Below are 19055 nucleotides of genomic sequence, written 5' to 3' on the forward strand. Positions count from 1 at the left end.
GCCTACGAGGTGCCCGTCACAGCGGTGGCCACGGGATCGAGGGCCACTCCCCTGACGGCTCCGGGTGGGTCCCGGAGGTCAGCAGGGACTCGACGCGCGCGCCGAGCGCCTCGACCTCGCAGGGCGTCAGCAGCACCATCAGCTCGGCCGCCACCTCGGGTCGGTCCAGCTCGGCGGCGAGGCGGGCGAGCCGCGCCAGGTCCTCCTGCGGGATCGGGTCACTGGCCCAGCCCCACAAGACGGTGCGCAGCTTCGGCTCCTCGTGCAGGCCGACCCCGTGGTCGATCCCCCACAGCCGGCCGTCGTGCTCGAGCACATGGCCGCCCTTGCGGTCGGAGTTGTTGAGCACGGCGTCGAGCACGGCCATCGAGCGCAGCCGGGGGTCATCGGGGTGTGACAGGAGAAGGGGGGCGCCCGCCGCGTCCTCGCCCTCCAGCACGACGATGTTGCCCTCGGGCACCCCACCGGGCGGGTCGACCGAGACCGGGGTCGGGCAGGGCGTGGTGATCTCGCCGATCCACCGCTGCACGGCGCCGGGACCGAGCGGCCCGTCGCGCCAGACCGTCTCGGGGACGAGACCGAAGCCTCCCAGCTCGTCGATCCGGGAGGCGGCCACCTCACGTGCCGCGAGGGTGCCGTCCGGGAAGTCCCACAGCGGACGCTCGCCCTCGACCGGCTTGTAGGCGACGGTCACGGGGTCTGCGCCGGCGGCGCGCACCTCGGCGACGAGGACGAGATTGCTGGCGAGCGGGTGGCGTCCGAGGACGGCGAGCTCACCGTCGTGGAGCGAAGGGGGTGCAGCCACCGGTCAGCGCTTGTAGCCGTTGGCTCGGGGGCAGATGTGTCCGCTCTCGTCGACGGGTCCACCGCAGAAGGGACAGGACGGGCGGCCGGCCCGCACGACCGTCTCGCAGCGCCGGGCGAAGGCGCGCGCCTGGGCCGGTGGGAGCGAGACCCGCAGGCTGTGTCGCTCCTCCACCGGGTCGAGGTCGTCCACCTCGTCCGGGTCGTGGTCGTGTGCCTCGATGACGACGACGTGCCGCTCGTCGTCCCACGACAGGGCGAGGGCACTGACGCGGAAGTCCTGCGAGATCGGCGTGTCGAGCGGCGCGTTGTCCGCGGCCGCGGCAGCGGCGGCCACGGTCGACTCCAGGCCGGCGACCTGGTCGAGCAGCTCGCCGATGCGCTCGGCGAGGACCTGGGCGTGCAGCTTTTCGAGGGCCATCTGCACCCGGCGGCTGCCGTCGCTGGCCTGGAGGAAGAACTCGCGCTGCCCGGGCGGACCCACCGTGCCCAGCACGAAGCGCTCCGGAGGGTCGAACTCGACGAGTGTCATGACGTCGACCCTAGTCCCGCGCCGCCACCCACTGCGGCGTCCCCGGTGTCGGAGCTGTCCTCGCTCGGCGTGGGAGGGCGCAGCGCCGAGCTGCCGGTGTCATTGCTGCGCAGCATCATCGGACGGGTGTCGGTGTAGTGCACGACCGAGATGGAGGCAGGGTCGACGTGCACCCGCTGGAAGTCGTCGAGGGGCGTGCCGACCGCGTCCGCGAGGATCGCCTTGATGACGTCGCCGTGGCTGACCGCAGCCCACACGGCGTGCTTGCCGTGCTGCGCGGTCACCGCCGCGTCGATCTCGCGGACTGCCGCCACGGCCCGCTCGGACATCGCCCGGATCGACTCACCCGGGAACTCGTCGCCGTCGGGGAAGACCGCTTCGCTCGGGCGGTCCTGGACGGTGCGCCACAGCGGCTCCTTGACGAGGTCCTTGAGGGAGCGTCCGGTCCACGCGCCGTAGCGGCACTCCCCCAGACCGTCGTGGACGACCGCCTCGAGGCCGTGGGCTGCGACGAGCGGGGCGGCCGTCTCCCGGCACCGCTGCAGCGGCGAGGTGGCGACGTGGACGAGCGGCGTGCCCTCGAGCCGACCGACGAGGGCGATCGCCTGGTCGCTCCCCGTCTCGTCGAGGGCGACCCCTTCGGTCCACCCCGCGAGGACGCCCTGGGTGTTGGCGGTCGACCGCCCGTGTCGGATGAGGATGCAGTAGGCCACGCCCTCACCCTAGGCGCCAGCTGCGGAGTCCCCCAGGGTCCCAGCCGGACTACTGCTGGGGCGAAGGGCGGTAGCGCTCGCCGGCGAGGAATCGCTCGAACCCCTGCTCGACGCTCTCTGCGGACGAGGAGAACATCACGGACCGGTCCGTGGCGACGAAGAGCTTGCCGCCGCCCCGCGACTGCCGGGTGACGAGCACACCGAGTCCCTCGCGCAGCTCGCGGCTCGTGAGGGGGCCCTCGCCACCGGGCATCCGCGCGAACATCTCCTCGGCGATCGCGACGAGCTCCGGGTCAGGACGCGAGTCGACCTCGGGGACGACCGGAGCGTTGGCTTCGGCGATGCGGGCTCGCAGCCACTCTGGCCGGTGCTCCTCGTCACGAGGGAATGCCTCGAGGTCGACGAGGTACTGGCCCGGGACCATGTCCCAGTCGGGCTCAGCGTCGTACTCGAAGTCGGTGCGCACCGAGCCGTCCGCGGCCGTGACCACGAAGTTGGCCGTGTAGAAAGTGCCCTTGCCCGGCTCGTACATCGCCGCGCGCAGCTCGCGCATCAGCGGCATCGTGTCATCACCGGAGAAGGCGCCTTTGCGCCCCTCCGACGTGTCGATCCACAGCCGCGCCTGCTGCTGGCCACGCAGCATGTGCGTGGTGTAGTCGATCCCGGTCCACCCCTCGGGTGCCACGGCGACGAGTGACCTGGCCACCTCGGTGATCAGCCGGCTCTGCTCCTGCATGTCCGTCATGAGGACGTACCCCCTGCTCGAAGTCTCGACGTGACGCTCGTGCGGCACACCGACGATCTTGCACGGCACACGCCGGCTGTGGGCGCTCGGGCGACCCCCTTCCTGAGACGATGCCCGGGTGATCGTGAACCAGGCCCGCTACCACGACGGCCAGCGCCTCCCCTGCGACGACATCGGCGCGACGATGGCGGACATCCGCTCGGGCGGTGGGTCGGACTTCCTGTGGGTCGGCATGCGTGACCCCTCGTCCGCGAGCTTCGAGGAGGTCGCCGCCCAACTGGGTCTGCACCCCCTGGCCGTCGAGGACTCCGTCAAGGGCGATGAGCGTCCCAAGATCGAGCAGTACGGCGATGCCTTCTTCGCCGTCCTGCGGCCGCTGCGGTACGTCGAGGAGACCTCCGACGTCGAGTCCGGCGAGATCATGGTCTTCTGGGGTCCCGACTACATCGTGACGATCCGACGGGGCGAGGCGAGCCCGCTCGCGGGCCTGCGCAGTCGTCTGGAGGAGCGCAACCATCCGCTGCAGCACGGTCCCTGGGGCGTCCTCCACGCGATCGTCGACTTCGTCGTCGACCAGTACCTCGCGATCGAGGACGAGCTGCAGATCGACCTCGACGAGATCGAGGCCCGGGTCTTCTCCCCCGACCAGCGAGTCGACAGCGGCGAGATCTACGCGCTCAAGCGCGAGGTGCTCGAGTTCAAGCGGGCCTCCCTCCCGCTCGCCCGGCCGCTGACCCAGCTCGTCGGGGCCTCGTCCCCCGTGCCGACCGAGGAGCTGCGCCTGCTCTTCCGCGACGTAGTCGACCACCTGTCACTGGTCAACGACAACACCGAGTCGCAGGACCGGTTGCTCTCCGACGTGCTGAGTGCGCACCTGGCTCAGGTCGGCGTGCAGCAGAACCAGGACATGCGCAAGATCTCGGCCTGGGCAGCGATGGCGGCCCTGCCGACGATGCTCGCCGGGATCTACGGGATGAACTTCGAGGGCATGCCCGAACTGTCGATGAGCGTCGACGTCGCGGGCCGGGAGCTCCACTACGGCTACCCGCTCGCCCTGCTGGCGATGGTGCTCGCCTGCGTCGTCCTCCACCGCCTCTTCAAGCGCTCGGGGTGGTTGTGACACCCGGCGCGTGAGGGATCAGCGGCGCGAGTCGTCCGCGTCGTACTCCTCGTCGTCGAGCCCCGAGTACGACTGCTCGTCCTCGTCGTCGTCGTAGTCGTCGTCATCCTCGTCGTCATCGACCATGAACTGCTCGTCGACGACGACGAGCGGGGTCATCTCCCCCGTCGCGTCGTGCAGGGCGTCGTCGTACGCCTCGAAGGCGTCGGCGAGGTCCTCGTAGGCGGCGACGACGGTGGGGTCGTCCTCGCCGCGACGCTGGGCGGAGGCCTCGAGGTGACGCTCGAAGGCGGCGATCAGCTGGTTCAGGGCGGGGCGCGGGTCGCTCATGGGCATGACGCTACCGCCCATGCGCCACAATGGCACTGATGCCCGAGTACGAGTTCCGCACCATCCAGTTCCCCCGGGGCGCCGGGCGTGCCGCCATCCGGCAGGAGCTGGCCGACCACGCCGAGTACGGCCGCTGGGAGCTGCACCGGACCGTCGTCTATCTCGGCGGCGTCCAGAAGGCCTGGTTGCGCCGCAAGATCATCCGCGTCCCGCGACCGCCGGCCCTGCCGACGACGCGCTGACCCGCCTCAGCAGTCCTCGACGAGACGCCACAGGACCCGCGCGCCGAACTCCAGCGACTCCAGCGGCACCCGCTCGTCGATGCCGTGGAACATCGGGGCGAAGTCGAGGTCGGCCGGCAGACGCAGCGGCGCAAAACCGTATCCGGTGACGCCGATCGTCGACAGCGCCTTGTTGTCCGTGCCACCGGAGAGGCAGTACGGCAGGATCGACGCCTCCGGGTCCTCGGCGAGCAACGCGGAGCGCATGCGGTCGACGAGGTCCCCCTCGAAGGGGGCGTCCAGCGAGATGTCCTTGTGGTCGACGACGACCTCGACGTGCTCGCCGGCGAGCTCGCGGATCGTCGCCATGAGGTCCTCCTCGTGGCCGGGCAGGAAGCGGCAGTCCAGGGCCGCGGACGCGGTCTGCGGGACGACGTTGTGCTTGTAGCCGGCATCGAGCATCGTCACGTTGGCCGTGTCCTGCAGGGCTCCTCGCACGAACCCGGCGGCCGGCCCGATCCGCTCGAGCAGCTCCTCGGCGTCCTCGTCGCTGTAGCCGACCCCGGTGATCTCGGCGAGCCCGTCGAGCAGGCCGCGGACGGAGACGATGAACTCGCGCGGCCACTTGTGGGCGTCGATCCGCGCGATCGCCTCGGCGAGGTGGACGATCGGGTTGTCCGAGGTCGGCACCGACCCGTGCCCGGCGGTCCCCTTGGCCTCGAGGTGGAGCCAGGCGATCCCCTTCTCCGCGGTCTGGAGGAGGTAGGCGCGGCGGGGCTCCCCCTTCGCGTCGTCGACGGTGACGCTGTACCCACCGACCTCGCTGATGGCCTCGGTGACGCCGTCGAAGACCTCGCGGTGCTCGCGGACCATGAACTGGCTGCCGAGCACGCCGCCGGCCTCCTCGTCGGCGAAGAAGACGAAGAGCAGGTCGCGCGGCGGCACCGTGCCGGTGCGCGCGAGGTGGCGCACGCAGGCGAGCATCATCGCGACCATGTCCTTCATGTCGACCGCGCCGCGCCCCCAGAGGCACCCGTCGCGCTCCACACCGTCGAAGGGGGGAACGCTCCAGTCCTCGGCGTGGGCCGGCACGACGTCGAGGTGGCCGTGGATGCACAGCGCGCCCCGGTCCCGGTCGGCGCCCGCGACCCGGACCGCGACCGTCGTGCGACCCGGCTCGCTCTCGAAGACCTGCGGCTCCAGACCCACCTCGCGCAGCTGCGCGACGACGTAGTCGGCCGCCTCCCGCTCACCCGGGCCGTCCTGTCCGGGACCGTAGTTGCTCGTGTCGATGCGCAGCAGGTCGCGGCAGATGCGCACGACCTCCTGCTCGGGTGCGGTGGGGGCACCGTCCGGCTGCGGGGACATCTCGCTCATGGCCGCAGCCTACGTGCGGCGACGGCGGTCGCGGACGAAGTAGACGATGGGGACGAGGATGCACACCGCGCCCGCGCCCAGGCCCACGATGAGGCCCACGAGGTCGTTGCCGGCGCTCAGGTCGGAGCTCGCCGGGTCGGTCGGGTCGTAGCGGACCGTCACCTCGTCGCCGGCCCCGTCGTCCTCGCCGCACTCCGCCGTGCCCGTGCGGGTCAGGCCGTCGACAACGTAGTCGTAGGTGCAGACGTGTCTCCGGCCGCCCTTCGACCAGCCGCTGCGGTGCTCGAGGACGACGCCGGTCGTCTCCTCGACCCGGCCGGCGGCCTCCCGGTAGTCGTCGATGATGAGCAGGGGCACCCCGACGAAGAAGAAGAGCACGCCGGGTGCGACCAGGAGGATCAGCAGCGCGGTGCGCAGCCGTCCACGTCGTGGGAGCCAGCCATGCAGTCGACGACGAGGGGCACGCGAGGTGCGGCCGAGCTCGTGGTCCAGCCGACTCGGCCAGCGGTCGTCGGCCAGGTCGGCCGCGACGAGCAGGTCGCGCCGGTCGGTGCGCGCGAGGTGCAGGGCCGCAGCCAGCTGGTACTCGTCGCCGTCCGCCAGCAGCAGCACGGCCGCCTGCTCACGCTCGGAGTCGGTGACCTCGCCGATCTGCCGCGCGATCCGCTCGGACCGGGAGCCGAAGTCCTTGCGCAGTCGACGGGCGACCCGATCGGAGACGTGCTCGTGCGCCACCGGTCAGTCGACCTCGGGTGTGAAGTCGGGCAGGTACGGGTCGGCCCAGGCCGCGATGAGCTGGGCGGCGCGGCGCGCGTCGCGGGCACCGGTGAGCAGGTGGTTGGCGCCGTCGAGGCTGATGAAGGACTTGGGGTGGCGCGCGGCGCGGTAGATGCCCTCGGCGTTGGACAGCTCGACGATCTCGTCCTGCGGCGAGTGCATGATGAGCAGCGGACGCCCGAGGGTCCGGGCTGCCTCGTCGATGTCGACCGAGCGGATGTCCTCGACGAAGTCGCGACCGACGACGACGCGCTGGCCACCGAGGACGACCTCGGCGCTCCCCTCGCGCTCCACCTCGGGGATGACCGACTCGAAGAGGTGGGCCACGTGGCCCGGGTCGTCGGGGGCACCGATCGTCGCGACGGCCCGGACCTCCGGGATCCGCCCGGCCGCCGCGATGACGGCGGCGCCGCCGAGGGAGTGACCGACGAGCAGCGCGGGGGCGCCGTGCTCGGCGCGCAGCCAGTCGGCCGCCAGGGCGATGTCGGCGACGTTGGAGCTGAAGGTCGACTCCGCGAACTCGCCCCCCGAGTCACCGAACCCGGTGAAGTCGAAGCGCAGTACCGCCAGCCCTCGCTCGCACAGGGCTCGCGAGACCCGCTTGGTCGCCGGGTGGTTGCGACCACCGGTGAAGCAGTGCGCCATGAGCGCGTACCCCTCGGGCTCCTTGTCAGGCAGGTCGAGGGAACCCACGAGCTGCTCGAGGCTCGTGCCGGTGAACGTGATCTCTTGCGTCGGCATGACCTCGAGCATGCCAAAGAGCGGTGGGGACCACGGCGCTCGGCGGTGCTTGACTGGGCCCGTGCACATCACCCGGATCGGACTCGCGGCGCTCAAGGGCGCGCGCCACACCACCCTGCAGCACGTCGACCTCGACCCGACCGGACCACGGGGCGACCGAGTGCTCTGCCTCGTCGACGCCGACCGGGACCGGGTGGTGCGCACGGTGGAGAACCCACGGATGGTGCTCGTCACCGCCACCTGGGACGGCACGACACTGACCGTCGCCACCCCTGACGGGGCCAGCGTGACCGCAGCACCCACGCCCACCGGCGAGGTCATCACCTGTGACTACTGGAGCCGCGACGCCGACCTCGAGCTGCTCGAGTCACCGCACACCGAGCTCCTGGGGGCTCACTTGGGCCGTCCGGTCCGACTCGCCCGCCCGGTGCGGGCCGGCGAGGTCGTCTACGGCGCCTGCGTCACCTTCGTCACGACCGGCGCGCTGCGTGGTCTGGCGGAGCAGCAGGACGAGCGGTTCCGCGCGACCTTCACCCTCGAGGCGGACGAGGACCCCGAGCCGGGCACGCTGCTGCGGCTGGGCTCGGCCGCCGTCGTGCAGGTGCGCGCGCGGGTCCCCCGCTGCCGTGTCGTCGACGTCAACCCGCGCACGGGACGACTCGACACGACGCACCTGCGCACGCTGGCTCGCCGCGGCCACCCCGAGGGCGAGGTGCCCTTCGGGGTGGACGCCGAGGTGGTCGTGCCCGGTCGGGTCGTGACCGGAGACGAGGTCCGCGTGACGAGCGGTCAGCCGGCCTCGGTCGTGCCCTCGTAGAGCCCGATGTGGTTGCCGTCCGGGTCGGCGAGCACGGCGAACCAGCTCGTCTCCGAGATCGGCGACTTGGCCATGACGACTGAGCCCCCGGACTCGGTGGCCTTGGCAAGGACCTCGTCGATCGAGTCGACCTCGACGTAGGAGCGCGGGTGCTCGAAACCCTCGCCGCGCGGGGCGAGGCCGCCCCCGCTGATCTGGTTGGGCGCCTGCCACATGGGGTAGCCCTCGAAGCCGGGGATCTCGGCGATCTGCCAGCCGAAGAGCGCGCTGTAGAAGGACGAGGCCGCCGACATGTCGGTGACCGGGATGTCGATGTGCGTGATGTCTCCGTGTGCCATGGGATCGAGCATGGCAGCGGGGTGTGACAGCCACCACACCCCTGACGTGAACGGTCACCCACCGCCACCCGACGCGCAGACTGCCGGCACCTGCGCGACCGAACGACCCCACGCAACCCTACTCACGAGTAGCATCAGGTCATGCAGCCTCCCGAGGCCGTCACCGTCGACGCGCCCGACCCGCACTCCGAGCCGACCGTGCCCGTGCCCACCGGCTGGATCGCCCGGCTCGGACTCGCGGGCGTCGGCATGTGCGCGGGCTGGTTCGGCCCGATCCAGGTCCTGCTCGGCCTGCAGGCCGCGGCCCTCACGCCGGACCACAAGGAGGCGACCCTCTCGCTCGTCACCGGCATCGGCGCCGCGATCTCGACGCTGGCCAACCCGCTGGCCGGGGCCTTCAGCGACCGCACGACCTCACGGTGGGGTCGCCGGGTCCCCTGGGTCGTCGGCGGCACCCTCCTCGGCGCCGTCGGTCTCATCGTGCTCGCAGTCGCCGACTCCGTCCCGCTGATGATCCTCGGGTGGTGCCTCGTGCAGGCAGGCCTCAACGGCACCCTCGCCGCACTGACCGCAGCCGTGCCCGATCTCGTGCCCGTCGAGCAGCGCGGTCTCGTCAGCGGGGTCATCGGCATGACCCAGACCCTGGGCATCGTGGTCGGCACGGGTGTCGCCACGCTCGTCGCCGGCATCACCGGCGCCTACCTCGTCCTGGCCGTGCTCGTCATCGCGGCGGTCACCCCCTTCGTCCTGCGCTCCATGGACCGGCCGCTCCCCCGGGGCCTGCTGCCGACGATGGGCGTCGGCCAGTTCCTCCGCGGCTTCTGGATCTCGCCGCGGCGGCACCCGGACTTCGCCTGGGCGTGGGCCACCCGCTTCCTCGCGACGATCGCCAACTCGATCTGCACGCTCTACCTGCTCTTCTTCCTCACCGACGCCGTCCGCGTCGACGATCCCGAGCTCGGGGTCCTCGTCCTGACCCTGCTCTACGCCGTCACCCTCATCGGCTCGGCGATCCTCGCCGGCATCTGGTCCGACCGGCTCGGTGTGCGCAAGCCCTTCGTCATGTGGTCGGGCATCGTGATGTCCTGTGCCGCAGTCCTGCTCGCCTTCGTCCAGACTTGGCCGGCCGCCCTCGTCGGCGCCGTCATCCTCGGGCTCGGCTACGGCATCTACCTCGCGGTCGACTTCGCGCTCATCACGCAGGTCCTCCCCCGTGCCGGCGACCGGGCCCGCGACCTCGGCGTCATCAACATCGCCAATGCCCTGCCGCAGGTCCTCGCGCCGGCGATCGCTGGACCGATCATCACGTGGTTCGCCGAGCACCACACGCACGCCGCCGGCTACCGCACCCTCTACCTGCTGGCGGCCGCCATCGGCATCGCCGCAGCGCTGCTCATCCGCCGGATCAAGAGCGTCGACTAGGAGATCCCATGCCCCTCCCCCGTGACTTCGTCGTCGGGACGTCCACCGCCGCCTACCAGATCGAAGGGGGCGTGGAGGCCGGTGGCCGTGGCCGCAGCATCTGGGACGACTTCTGCGACCGCCCCGGCGCCATCCGGGACGGCTCGTCCGGTGCCACCGCCTGCGACAGCCACCGCAGGTGGGACGAGGACGTCGCGCTGCTGCAGGGACTGGGCGTCGACGCCTACCGCTTCTCGATCGCCTGGCCGCGGATCCAGCCGACGGGGTCGGGCCCGGTCAACGCCGCCGCCGGACTCGACTTCTACGACCGCGCGGTGGACGCGTTGTGCGAGGCGGGGGTCGCCCCCTTCGCCACGCTCTACCACTGGGATCTGCCTTCCGCGCTGCAGGCGAAGGGAGGGTGGATGGTCCGCGAGACCGCCGAGCGCTTCGGCGAGTACGCCGCGGTCGTCGCCGATCGCCTCGCCGACCGCGTCGCGATGTGGATGCCGGTCAACGAGCCGGTCGTGGTGACGATCTTCGGCCACGCGGTCGGGATCCACGCGCCCGGCGAGGTGCGCGGCTTCGAGGCGCTCGGTGCGGCGCACCACCTGCTCCTGGGGCACGGTCTGGCCACCCGCGCGCTGCGGGCCTCCGGCGCCCGTGCCGTCGGGACCGCCAACAACCACACCCCGGTCCGCGCAGCGAGCGACGCCGACGAGGACGTCGCCGCCGCAGCCCTCTACGACACGATCCACAACCGGGCCTTCGCCGAGCCGATCCTCCTCGGCGAGTACCCCAACGGCATGGGCGAGGGCATGCCCGGCCCGGTCGCCGAGGACCTGGCGGTCATCAGCGAGCCGCTCGACGCGTACGGCGTCAACTACTACAACCCGACGAAGGTGGGCGCTCCCGGCTCCCCCGCCGTCACCGCCGCACTGGCCACCGGCTCGCGCGACGAGGTGCCCTTCGAGATGCCGGAGGGCATCCCCTTCGCCCTCGTGCCGGTGGAGGCCGACGAACGGACCGCCTTCGGCTGGCCGGTCGTGCCCGAGGGCCTGACCGAGCTGCTCGTGCAGCTGCGGGACCAGTACGGCGACGCCCTGCCGCCGGTGTACGTCACGGAGTCCGGCTGCTCGACCGACGACGTCGTCGAGGACGGCCAGGTCCACGACGAGGCCCGCATCCGCTACCTCGACACCCACCTCGACGCCGTGGCCGAGGCGATCGACGCGGGGGTCGACGTGCGAGGGCACTTCGTCTGGTCGCTGCTCGACAACTTCGAGTGGGCCGAGGGCTACACGCAGCGGTTCGGGCTGGTGCGGGTCGAGTTCGACGACGGGCAGACGCGCACCCCCAAGGACTCGTACGCGTGGTTGCGCGAGCGGATCACGCAGATCCGTCAGGGCCTCGGCTGACCATCCACCTCAGCGGGCACGGAAGAAGGAGACCCCGAACCCGAAGGGACGGTTCTGCGAGGTGACGACGGTGCCCCAGATGCACATGACGAGGTGCGCGAGCGTCGCCAGCCCCCACACGGTGATCGGGATCCCCACCGGGAAGAAGCTGGCGGATCCCTCGCCTCCAGTGACCCAGAACACCAGCGCGAAGTGTGCGCCCACGAGGACGACCGTGGCGACGAGGTAGATCACGCCCCAGGTCGCGGCGCTCGCGCCGTTGTGCGCGGCCAGCCCGCCCTTGCTCCGCTGGGCCAAGCCGAGACCGATCATCAGGGCAGCGGCCAGCAGCGAGCCGAAGAAGGGCAGGCACAGCAGCACGATCAGTCCGACGATCCACGCGATCGACCCGTTGCCGGGCGGGCGGACGTACTGGGGCGGCTGCTGCATCGGCGGGGGCGGCATCGTCATGCCCGCAGGCTCGCACACCCCTGTCCGGGGACGACGACGGCCCGTGTCCCCCCTGCGGGACACGGGCCGTCGGCCGAGCTCGGTCAGCTGAGCGTGAGCACCAGGTGCTCGGTCTCGGGCTTGCGCGAGGAGCGCAGCCCGGCGACGACGACGTCACCGCTCTTGTCGATGACGAAGTCGACCTTGCCCGGCAGCAGCACCGGCTTCTTGAACCACACGTGGCTCGTGCTCGGGCCGCTCGCGACGGGACCGATGGCCCCGAGCACGCGGGCGTAGGTCCACATGCCGTGGGCGATCGCCTGGGGGAAGCCCATCGCCTTGGCCGTGATCACACTCATGTGGATCGGGTTGATGTCACCGGAGGCGAGACCGTAGGTACGACCGAGGTCGCCGGGCAGGCTCCACTTCGCGGCGGCCTGACCCGTCGGGATGGCCGGCGGCTGCTCACCCCGCTCCGCCTCCGCGTCACCACGTCCACGGGCCAGGTAGGTCGAGCGACCCTCCCAGACCCGCTCGCCGTCGATATCCACCTCGGTGACCAGGTCGACGACCTTGCCCTTGGCGTGGGCCCGCAGGTTGTCCGCGGAGACGGTGATGTCGAGCGCCTCGTCGAACCGGATCTCACGGTGCACCGTGATGAGGTTCTCGACGTGCACCAGACCCATGAGCGGCAGGGGGAAGCCCTTGCCCGCCATGAGCTGCATCTGCAGCGGGAAGCCGACGACGTGCGGGTAGGTGTGCGGCAGCACGTCGCTGTTGTTGAACCGGCAGATGCGCTGGTACTCGAGCAGGTCGTGCCGGTCGACCTGGTGGCCGGTGAGGCGCAGCTGCGTGTCGGGCAGCGTCGAGCCGCCGCCCCCACGCGAGAGGGCCGCCTTGGCGTAGATCGGGCCGAGCGCCGGGATGCTCTTGACCGTCGTGACGGCCATCAGGCGCCCAGGATCATCTGGCCGCACACCCGGACCGTGTTGCCGGTGACGGCACGGTTGGCGTCCCAGGCGAACCACCCGATGGTCTCGGCGACGTCGACCGGCAGACCACCCTGCGACAGGGAGTTGGTCAGGCGACCGATCTCGCGCGTCGCGAGCGGGATCTTGGCCGTCATCTCGGTCTCGATGAAGCCGGGGGCGACGGCGTTGACCGTCACGCCCTTGGCGACGACCTGCGGGTCCTTGGCCAGGCTCGAGGTCATGCCGATGACGCCGGCCTTGCTCGCGCCGTAGTTGACCTGGCCGCGGTTGCCCGCGATGCCGGCGATCGACGAGACGTTGACGATGTGGCCGCCCTCGTTGATGGCGGGCACGAGCGCCTCGTTCATCGCGAGGATCGAGAGCAGGTTGACGTTGAGGACCGAGCCCCACCGGTCGGCGTCGGTGTTGACGAGGAGCTTGTCGCGGGTGATGCCCGCGTTGTGCACGACGATGTCGAAGCCGCCGTGGAGCGTGGTGGCGTGCTCGACGATCTTGGCGCCGGCGTCCTCGGCGGTTACGTCGACCTGCAGGGCCGAGCCGCCGATGCGGTTGGCGACCTCGGCGAGCGGGCCGCCGGCGGCCGGGATGTCGACGCACACGACGGTGGCGCCGTCACGGGCGAGCGTGTCGGCGATGGCCGCACCGATGCCGCGAGCGGCGCCGGTGACGACCGCGACCTTGCCCTCGAGCGGGGCGTCCCAGCTCGTCGGCTCGACGATGTCGCCGACGGCCGGGCCGACGTGGACGACCTGGGCCGAGACGTAGGCGGAGCGGCCGGAGAGGAAGAACCGGATGGTGGCCTCGACATTGGCGTCCGCGCCCTCGGCGACGTAGACCATGTTGGCCGTGCCGCCGGCACGCATCTCCTTGCCGACCGAGCGCACGATGCCCTCGAGGGCTCGGCGGGCCGCGGCCTCGGCGACGTCGTCGGTGTCCGCGACCGGGCGGCCGATGACGATGACGCGACCGGTCGGGGCGAGGGTCTTCAGCGCCGGCGCGAGGATGCCGCGCAGGCTCTCCAGGTCCGCGGGGGTGCGGGCCTGGGTCATGTCGACGACGACGCCGGCGACCGAGGTGGACGGGGAGGTCGCGATCTGCACGCCGTCGGCGCGCAGAGCCTTGGTGAGCAGCGCGGCGACGGGGGCGTCACCGTGCCCGTCGAGGAGCACCGCGCCGTTGATGAGCGGGGCGCCGGCCTTGTGGCGACGCAGCGTGGTCGGCCGCGGCAGACCGAGGGTGTTGGCGATCTGCTTGCCCAGACCGGAGCTGACGAACTTGCCGTACTCGAATCCCATGTGGATGTCTCCTAGAAGTCGTGAGGTGGGGGCTCAGGCGCCCTCGAGGATGGCCACGACGCCCTGTCCACCGGCTGCGCAGATGGAGATCAGGCCGCGGCTGCCCGGACCCTTGGCGTGCAGCATCTTGGCCAGCGCGGCGACGATGCGACCACCGGTCGCGGCGAAGGGGTGGCCGGCGGCCAGCGAGGAGCCGTTGACGTTGAGCTTGTCGCGGTCGATCGAGCCGAGCGGGGTGTCGCGGCCGAGCTTCTCGCGGCAGAAGTCCTCGTCCTCCCAGGCCTTGAGCGTGGAGAGCACGGTGGCGGCGAAGGCCTCGTGGATCTCGTAGTAGTCGAAGTCCTGGAGGGTGAGGCCGTTGCGCTCGAGCATGCGCGGGATGGCGTAGGCGGGAGCCATGAGCAGGCCCTCGGCGCCGTGGACGTAGTCGACCGCGGCGGCCTGGCCGTCGACGAACCACGCGAGCGGGGTCAGCCCCTGCTCGGCGGCCCACTCCTCGGAGCCGAGGAGCACGGTGGAGGCGCCGTCGGTCAGGGGCGTGGAGTTGCCGGCGGTCATCGTCGCGTCGTCGCCCTTGCCGAAGACCGGCTTGAGCTTGGCGAGCTTTTCCATCGAGGAGTCGGGACGCAGGTTCTGGTCCTTGGACAGACCCATGAAGCTCGTCATGAGGTCGTCCTGGAAGCCCTCGTCGTAGGCGCGCGCGAGGTTCTTGTGGCTGTTGACCGCGAGCTGGTCCTGGGCCTCACGGGTGATGCCCCACCGCTTGGCGGTGATGGCCATGTGGTCGCCCATGGACAGGCCGGTGCGCGGCTCGGAGTTGGCCGGCGTGGAGATGCCCAGGTCGGTGGGGCGGATCTTGGCCAGCGCGAGGGCCTGGTTCTTGGCCCCCTTCGTGCGGTTGACCTTGAGCAGCTTCTTGCGCAGGGACTCGGTGACCGTGATCGGCGCGTCCGAGGCGGTGTCCACGCCGCCGGCGACGCCGGAGTCGATCTGGCCGAGCTTGATCTTGTTGGACACGAGGATCGCGGCCTCGAGGCCGGTGCCGCAGGCCTGCTGCACGTCGTAGGCGGACGTCGTGGGGGCCAGGGCGGAGCCGAGGACGGCCTCACGGGTGAGGTTGAAGTCGCGCGAGTGCTTGATGACCGCACCGCCGACGACCTCGTCGATGTGCTTGCCGCCCAGGTTGTAGCGGGCCACGAGCCCGTCGAGGGCGGCGGTGAACATGTCCTGGTTGGACGCCTCGGCGTAGGGGCCGAACTGGCGGGCGAAGGGGATGCGGTTGCCACCGAGGACGGCGGCGCGACGCGGCAGGTTGTTAGCCACCACAGGTCTCCTGGTCGTGAGTACGGAGTCGGGCGGGACCGCGGCGATGTGCCCTCGGTCCCATGTTGCGGTTATACGACACGGACGGTAGCAGGTACCGCTAGTACCTGCTACCGTCCTCCTCTGTGAGCACCACCACCGACGGCCGCAGCGCCCGCTGGGAGGCGCATCGCCAGGAACGACGCCGCACCCTCGTCGAGTCCGCGATCCGCACCATCCGCACGCGGGGCGCTTCGGTGGGCATGGACGAGCTGGCCGCGGCTGCCGGCACCTCCAAGACGGTCTTCTACCGGCACTTCACCGACCGGCACGGCCTCTACCAGGCGGTCGCGGACCGCGTGGACGAGCTGATGCTGCGCGACATCGGCAAGGTTCTGGGCGAGAGCACCAAGGGCGCCGGGCTCTCCGCGCTCGACATCGACCCGCGCTCGGTGATCCGCGCGGCGATCGACGCCTACCTCCAGCTCGTCGAGCGCGACCCGGAGCTCTACCGCTTCATCGTCTCGGCCCCCCTCGTCGGCGCCGACAAGAGCGGCAATGCCGTCGAGGCCGTCGCCAGCGCCACCGGCAAGATGGCCGGCCAGATCAGCGACCTCATCTCCGCGGCGCTCGTCGACCGCGGCAACGACCCGGCCCCCGCGCGACTGTGGGGCCACTCGCTCGTCGGTCTCGTGCGCGCCGGAGCCGACGCGTGGCTCGCCGGGCTGGCCGGCGACTTCTCCCGGGAGGAGCTCACCGACCAGCTGAGCGACCTCGCGTGGTCGGGCATCAAGATCGCCTGGAAGCGCTCCGCGGACTGACCCTTCGACTCGGTCGCTGCGCGACCTGCTCAGGGAGCGGCCACGGCTGAGTACCGACGAGTAGGGTCTGGTCATGCCCACCGTCGAGCATCCGAACGTCGCCGCGCTGCGCGACATCCTGCGACTGCACACCGTGGCCGGGCAGGAGGGCGCGGAGTGCGACCCCGCTCCCTTCGTCGAGCTGCACCGGGTGCTGCGCGAGCACTTCCCGCTCACCCACGACGTCGGTGAGGTGGTCGACGTGCCGCCGCACGGCCTGCTCCTGCGGGTCCCGGCCGACCCCGACTCCCCCACCGCGACCGACGACCCGGTCGTCCTCATGGCGCACATGGACATCGTGCCCCTGGGCGACGAGAGCCGGTGGACCCACCCGCCCCTGGCCGCGGAGGTCGTCGACGGCGTGATCTGGGGTCGCGGGACGCTCGACGACAAGGGCCAGCTCGTCGCCGTCATCGCGGCGATGGAGTCGCTCCTGGCCGACGGTCGTCGCCCGGCCCGCGAGGTCTGGCTCTCCTTCGGCAGCGACGAGGAGGTCATGGGCACCTGTGCGCGCAACGCCGTCGAGATCCTGCGATCGCGAGGCGTCACACCGTGGTTCGTGCTGGACGAAGGGGGTGCCGTCGCCTCCGGCGCCTTCCCCGGCGTGAGCCGACCGATCGGTGTCATCGGCGTCTCTGAGAAGGGGGTGCTCTCCCTTCGCCTCACCGCGAGTGGGCGGGGCGGGCACGCCTCACGTCCGGCGAAGGGGGGACCCGCCGCCCGGATCGCGCGGGCGATCCTGCGCCTGGAGCGCCGCCCCTTCCCGGCCCACCTGTCCCCCGCGGCCCTCGAGATGCTGGCGCGGCTGGCACCCCACGTGCCGCGCCCCCTTCGTCCCGTCGCTGGTCGCGCCCAGCGGCACCCGGGTGCTCTCGCCCGCCTGCTCGTCGCCGCCGGGCCCGAGCCCGCGGCACTGGCGCGCACCACCGTCGCGGTGACGACCGTCTCGGGCTCTCCGGCGATCAATGTCAGCCCCACGAGCGTGCACGCCGGGCTCAACTTGCGCATCGCCGTCGGCGAGACGACCGCTGAGGCGACCGAGCGGGTGCGGCGCACGGTCGGGGACGACGTGGAGGTCACGGTCATCGACGAGCACGACCCGAGCCCGCTCTCACCGGTCGACGACCCCGCCTTCGAGCTGCTCGAGCGCACGATCACCGACGTCTTCCCCGACGCGGTGCCCGTGCCGTACGTCATGTACGCGGCCACGGACTCGCGGCACTTCACCGAGATCTGTGCCCGGGTCTACCGCTTCGCGCCGTTCCGGATGAGCGCCGAGCAACGCGAGTCGATCCACAGCTACGACGAGCGCCTCGGGGTCGACGACTTCCTCGACGGGATCCGTTGGTACCGCACGCTGCTCGACGGTCTCGACGCGACGACCGCCGCCGCGGAGGTCGGCCGGTGAGCCCAGCCATCTGGCGACTCGTCGGGTTCCTCGCGGCAGTCGAGATCGCCTCCGGGGTGCTGCAGGGCTACTACACGCCGATCTACAGCGACATCGCCGACCACCTGCGCATCGCCGACGGCGACGTCAACTGGTTCGAGGCGGTGCAGCTCATCGTCTCCGCCCTCGCCGTGCCGGTGCTCTCGCGCTTGGGCGACCTGCACGGCCACCGACGGGTGCTGATCGTCGCCACGGTCATCACCGCGCTCGGTGGGTGGCTCGTCGCCTTCGCTCCGGGCTTCTGGACCTTCCTCATCGGCTGGGCGCTGCAGGGCGCCTACACCGTGTGGCTGCCGATGGAGATCGCCATCCTCCACGAGCGCTCCCGTGACCGCCCCGACCGGCCGGCGCTCGTGCGCCGCGGCGCCGCGCTGCTGGTGCTCGCACTCGAGGTCGGTGTCATCGCCGGAGCACTGACGGCCGGTGCGCTGCAACCGGTCCTCGGCATGACGGCGATCCTGTCGATCCCGGCTGCTGCGACGACGATCGCGCTCATCGCGATCCTGCTCGGTGTCCGCGACGAGTCCGCACCTGCGACGGGCCGCCTCGACCTGCCCGGCACCGCCCTGCTCAGCGTCGGTCTGCTGCTCGTGCTCGGCGGTCTGGTCGTCGTGCGCCTGGAGGGTCTGGCGAGCCCGCTCGCGTGGCTGCTCGTCGTCGCTGGGCTCGCCGTGCTCGCGTGGTTCGTCCGGGTCGAGAGAGCCTCTCCCACACCACTGGTCGACGTGCGCGCCCTGGCGGCACCCGGCATGTGGCCGGTGCAGCTGGCCGCCGCCCTCTTCGGCATGAGCGTGCTCGGGGCGCAGATCCCGCTGTCGACCTTCGCCCGGACCGACCCGGCCGAGGTCGGCTACGGGCTGGGTGTCGACGCCGGCGCGATCGCCAACCTCATCGGGCTGTACGTCGTGTGCATGGCCGTCGGGGCACTGCTGTCCCCCATGGCCGCGCGCCGGCTCGGCGTGCGGGGCATGCTCGTCGGCTCCGCCGTCCTCGTGGCGATCGGGTACGCCACCTTCATCCCCCTGCACGACGCCCTGGTCCACGCGATGCTCGCCATGGGCATCGCCGGGCTGGGGTCGGGCGCCCTCGTCGCTTCCCTGCCCGCCGCGGCCGCGCAGGCCTCCCAGCACGGTGGGACCGCCGAGGCGGCGGGCCTGACCAACGCGACCAAGACGGTGGGTGGCTGTCTCGCCTCCGCCCTCTTTGCCGTCGCGCTGGCGTCGACGGGCAGCATCTCCGACCCGACGGCCGGCCACGCGCCGATGTCGGGCTACCTGACCGTCTGGGCGATCTGCTCCGCGTCGGCCCTGCTCGCCGCGCTGGCGCTCTCGCGCTTGCCCTCGGGCGATCGGGAGACGACGGCCACAGCCTCCGTCGCGTGAGTCTGGAAGAGTGC

The 19055-nt window shown here is 71.6% G+C and carries 21 protein-coding genes; 8 read left to right on the top strand and 13 right to left on the bottom strand.

What is annotated here, in order from left to right; translation table 11 throughout:
- Positions 1-16: 16 nt before the first annotated feature.
- Genes JAN01S_RS07455 through JAN01S_RS07470 form a run of 4 tightly spaced genes read right to left on the bottom strand, consistent with a single transcriptional unit; the run spans position 17 to position 2794 of the window.
- Positions 17-805 (bottom strand): SCO1664 family protein, encoded by a 789-nt coding sequence (locus JAN01S_RS07455; RefSeq protein ID WP_068315999.1) that lies wholly within the window; start codon positions 803-805, stop codon positions 17-19.
- A 3-nt stretch (positions 806-808) separates the two neighbouring features.
- Positions 809-1336 carry a DUF3090 domain-containing protein gene (locus tag JAN01S_RS07460; RefSeq protein WP_068316001.1) on the bottom strand — a complete coding sequence of 176 codons (528 nt, stop codon included), beginning with the start codon at positions 1334-1336 and terminating at the stop codon, positions 809-811.
- Positions 1333-2049, bottom strand: a complete 717-nt coding sequence (locus JAN01S_RS07465) for an MSMEG_4193 family putative phosphomutase (protein ID WP_068316002.1) — start codon at positions 2047-2049, stop codon at positions 1333-1335. Before JAN01S_RS07465 ends, JAN01S_RS07460 begins: the two co-directional genes overlap by 4 nt.
- A gap of 49 nt (positions 2050-2098) precedes the next feature.
- The gene (locus JAN01S_RS07470; RefSeq protein WP_157075648.1) at positions 2099-2794 is read right to left on the bottom strand and encodes a hypothetical protein; all 696 of its coding nucleotides are present in this window, start codon (positions 2792-2794) and stop codon (positions 2099-2101) included.
- 118 nt (positions 2795-2912) lie between these two features.
- Here JAN01S_RS07470 and JAN01S_RS07475 point away from each other — a divergent pair, with 118 nt between their 5' ends.
- On the top strand, positions 2913-3914 hold the full coding sequence (locus JAN01S_RS07475) for a magnesium and cobalt transport protein CorA (RefSeq protein WP_068316006.1): 1002 nt from the start codon (positions 2913-2915) through the stop codon (positions 3912-3914).
- 18 nt (positions 3915-3932) lie between these two features.
- On the opposite strand, the gene JAN01S_RS07480 is transcribed toward JAN01S_RS07475, so the two are convergent.
- A complete protein-coding gene (locus tag JAN01S_RS07480; RefSeq protein WP_068316077.1) occupies positions 3933-4250 on the bottom strand; it encodes a primosomal protein in 318 nt (105 codons plus the stop codon).
- A gap of 32 nt (positions 4251-4282) precedes the next feature.
- Here JAN01S_RS07480 and JAN01S_RS07485 point away from each other — a divergent pair, with 32 nt between their 5' ends.
- Positions 4283-4486 (top strand): DUF5703 family protein, encoded by a 204-nt coding sequence (locus JAN01S_RS07485; protein WP_068316075.1) that lies wholly within the window; start codon positions 4283-4285, stop codon positions 4484-4486.
- 6 nt (positions 4487-4492) lie between these two features.
- On the opposite strand, the gene JAN01S_RS07490 is transcribed toward JAN01S_RS07485, so the two are convergent.
- The 3 genes from JAN01S_RS07490 to JAN01S_RS07500 are packed head-to-tail and all read right to left on the bottom strand — an operon-like array spanning position 4493 to position 7360.
- The gene (locus JAN01S_RS07490; protein ID WP_068316009.1) at positions 4493-5842 is read right to left on the bottom strand and encodes a M20/M25/M40 family metallo-hydrolase; all 1350 of its coding nucleotides are present in this window, start codon (positions 5840-5842) and stop codon (positions 4493-4495) included.
- 9 nt (positions 5843-5851) lie between these two features.
- A complete protein-coding gene (locus tag JAN01S_RS07495; protein WP_068316012.1) occupies positions 5852-6577 on the bottom strand; it encodes a DUF3592 domain-containing protein in 726 nt (241 codons plus the stop codon).
- A gap of 3 nt (positions 6578-6580) precedes the next feature.
- Positions 6581-7360: an alpha/beta hydrolase family protein gene (locus tag JAN01S_RS07500; protein ID WP_068316081.1), complete on the bottom strand. Its 780-nt coding sequence runs from the start codon at positions 7358-7360 to the stop codon at positions 6581-6583.
- A gap of 61 nt (positions 7361-7421) precedes the next feature.
- Here JAN01S_RS07500 and JAN01S_RS07505 point away from each other — a divergent pair, with 61 nt between their 5' ends.
- Positions 7422-8177, top strand: coding sequence for an MOSC domain-containing protein (locus JAN01S_RS07505; RefSeq protein ID WP_068316015.1), 756 nt, complete (start codon positions 7422-7424; stop codon positions 8175-8177).
- Here the strand turns inward: JAN01S_RS07505 and JAN01S_RS07510 are convergent.
- Positions 8150-8515, bottom strand: coding sequence for a VOC family protein (locus tag JAN01S_RS07510; RefSeq protein ID WP_068316083.1), 366 nt, complete (start codon positions 8513-8515; stop codon positions 8150-8152). The genes JAN01S_RS07505 and JAN01S_RS07510 overlap by 28 nt on opposite strands.
- Before the next feature lie 141 nt (positions 8516-8656).
- Between JAN01S_RS07510 and JAN01S_RS07515 the strand changes: the two genes are divergently transcribed.
- On the top strand, positions 8657-9937 hold the full coding sequence (locus tag JAN01S_RS07515; RefSeq protein ID WP_068316020.1) for an MFS transporter: 1281 nt from the start codon (positions 8657-8659) through the stop codon (positions 9935-9937).
- Between the two features lie 8 nt (positions 9938-9945).
- Positions 9946-11334, top strand: a complete 1389-nt coding sequence (locus JAN01S_RS07520) for a GH1 family beta-glucosidase (RefSeq protein ID WP_068316023.1) — start codon at positions 9946-9948, stop codon at positions 11332-11334.
- A gap of 9 nt (positions 11335-11343) precedes the next feature.
- Here the strand turns inward: JAN01S_RS07520 and JAN01S_RS07525 are convergent, their stop codons facing one another.
- The 4 genes from JAN01S_RS07525 to JAN01S_RS07540 all read right to left on the bottom strand — a co-directional run bounded on the left by JAN01S_RS07525 (position 11344) and on the right by JAN01S_RS07540 (position 15373).
- Positions 11344-11784, bottom strand: a complete 441-nt coding sequence (locus JAN01S_RS07525) for a hypothetical protein (protein ID WP_068316026.1) — start codon at positions 11782-11784, stop codon at positions 11344-11346.
- Between the two features lie 83 nt (positions 11785-11867).
- Positions 11868-12713: a MaoC/PaaZ C-terminal domain-containing protein gene (locus tag JAN01S_RS07530; RefSeq protein ID WP_068316029.1), complete on the bottom strand. Its 846-nt coding sequence runs from the start codon at positions 12711-12713 to the stop codon at positions 11868-11870.
- On the bottom strand, positions 12713-14050 hold the full coding sequence (locus tag JAN01S_RS07535) for a 3-oxoacyl-ACP reductase (RefSeq protein ID WP_068316032.1): 1338 nt from the start codon (positions 14048-14050) through the stop codon (positions 12713-12715). The genes JAN01S_RS07530 and JAN01S_RS07535 overlap by 1 nt, the downstream gene beginning before the upstream one ends.
- A 33-nt stretch (positions 14051-14083) precedes the next feature.
- The gene (locus JAN01S_RS07540) at positions 14084-15373 is read right to left on the bottom strand and encodes an acetyl-CoA C-acetyltransferase (RefSeq protein ID WP_068316035.1); all 1290 of its coding nucleotides are present in this window, start codon (positions 15371-15373) and stop codon (positions 14084-14086) included.
- Positions 15374-15498: 125 nt separating this feature from the next.
- Between JAN01S_RS07540 and JAN01S_RS07545 the strand changes: the two genes are divergently transcribed.
- The 3 genes from JAN01S_RS07545 (at position 15499) to JAN01S_RS07555 (ending at position 19041) form a co-directional block, all read left to right on the top strand.
- Positions 15499-16173 carry a TetR/AcrR family transcriptional regulator gene (locus tag JAN01S_RS07545; protein WP_068316037.1) on the top strand — a complete coding sequence of 225 codons (675 nt, stop codon included), beginning with the start codon at positions 15499-15501 and terminating at the stop codon, positions 16171-16173.
- A 73-nt stretch (positions 16174-16246) separates the two neighbouring features.
- Positions 16247-17620 carry a M20/M25/M40 family metallo-hydrolase gene (locus JAN01S_RS07550; RefSeq protein WP_068316040.1) on the top strand — a complete coding sequence of 458 codons (1374 nt, stop codon included), beginning with the start codon at positions 16247-16249 and terminating at the stop codon, positions 17618-17620.
- On the top strand, positions 17617-19041 hold the full coding sequence (locus JAN01S_RS07555) for an MFS transporter (protein WP_068316043.1): 1425 nt from the start codon (positions 17617-17619) through the stop codon (positions 19039-19041). The genes JAN01S_RS07550 and JAN01S_RS07555 overlap by 4 nt, the downstream gene beginning before the upstream one ends.
- Positions 19042-19055 lie beyond the last annotated feature (14 nt).

The organism is Janibacter anophelis NBRC 107843, from assembly GCF_001570945.1.
In the GTDB taxonomy this organism is placed as follows: domain Bacteria; phylum Actinomycetota; class Actinomycetes; order Actinomycetales; family Dermatophilaceae; genus Janibacter; species Janibacter anophelis.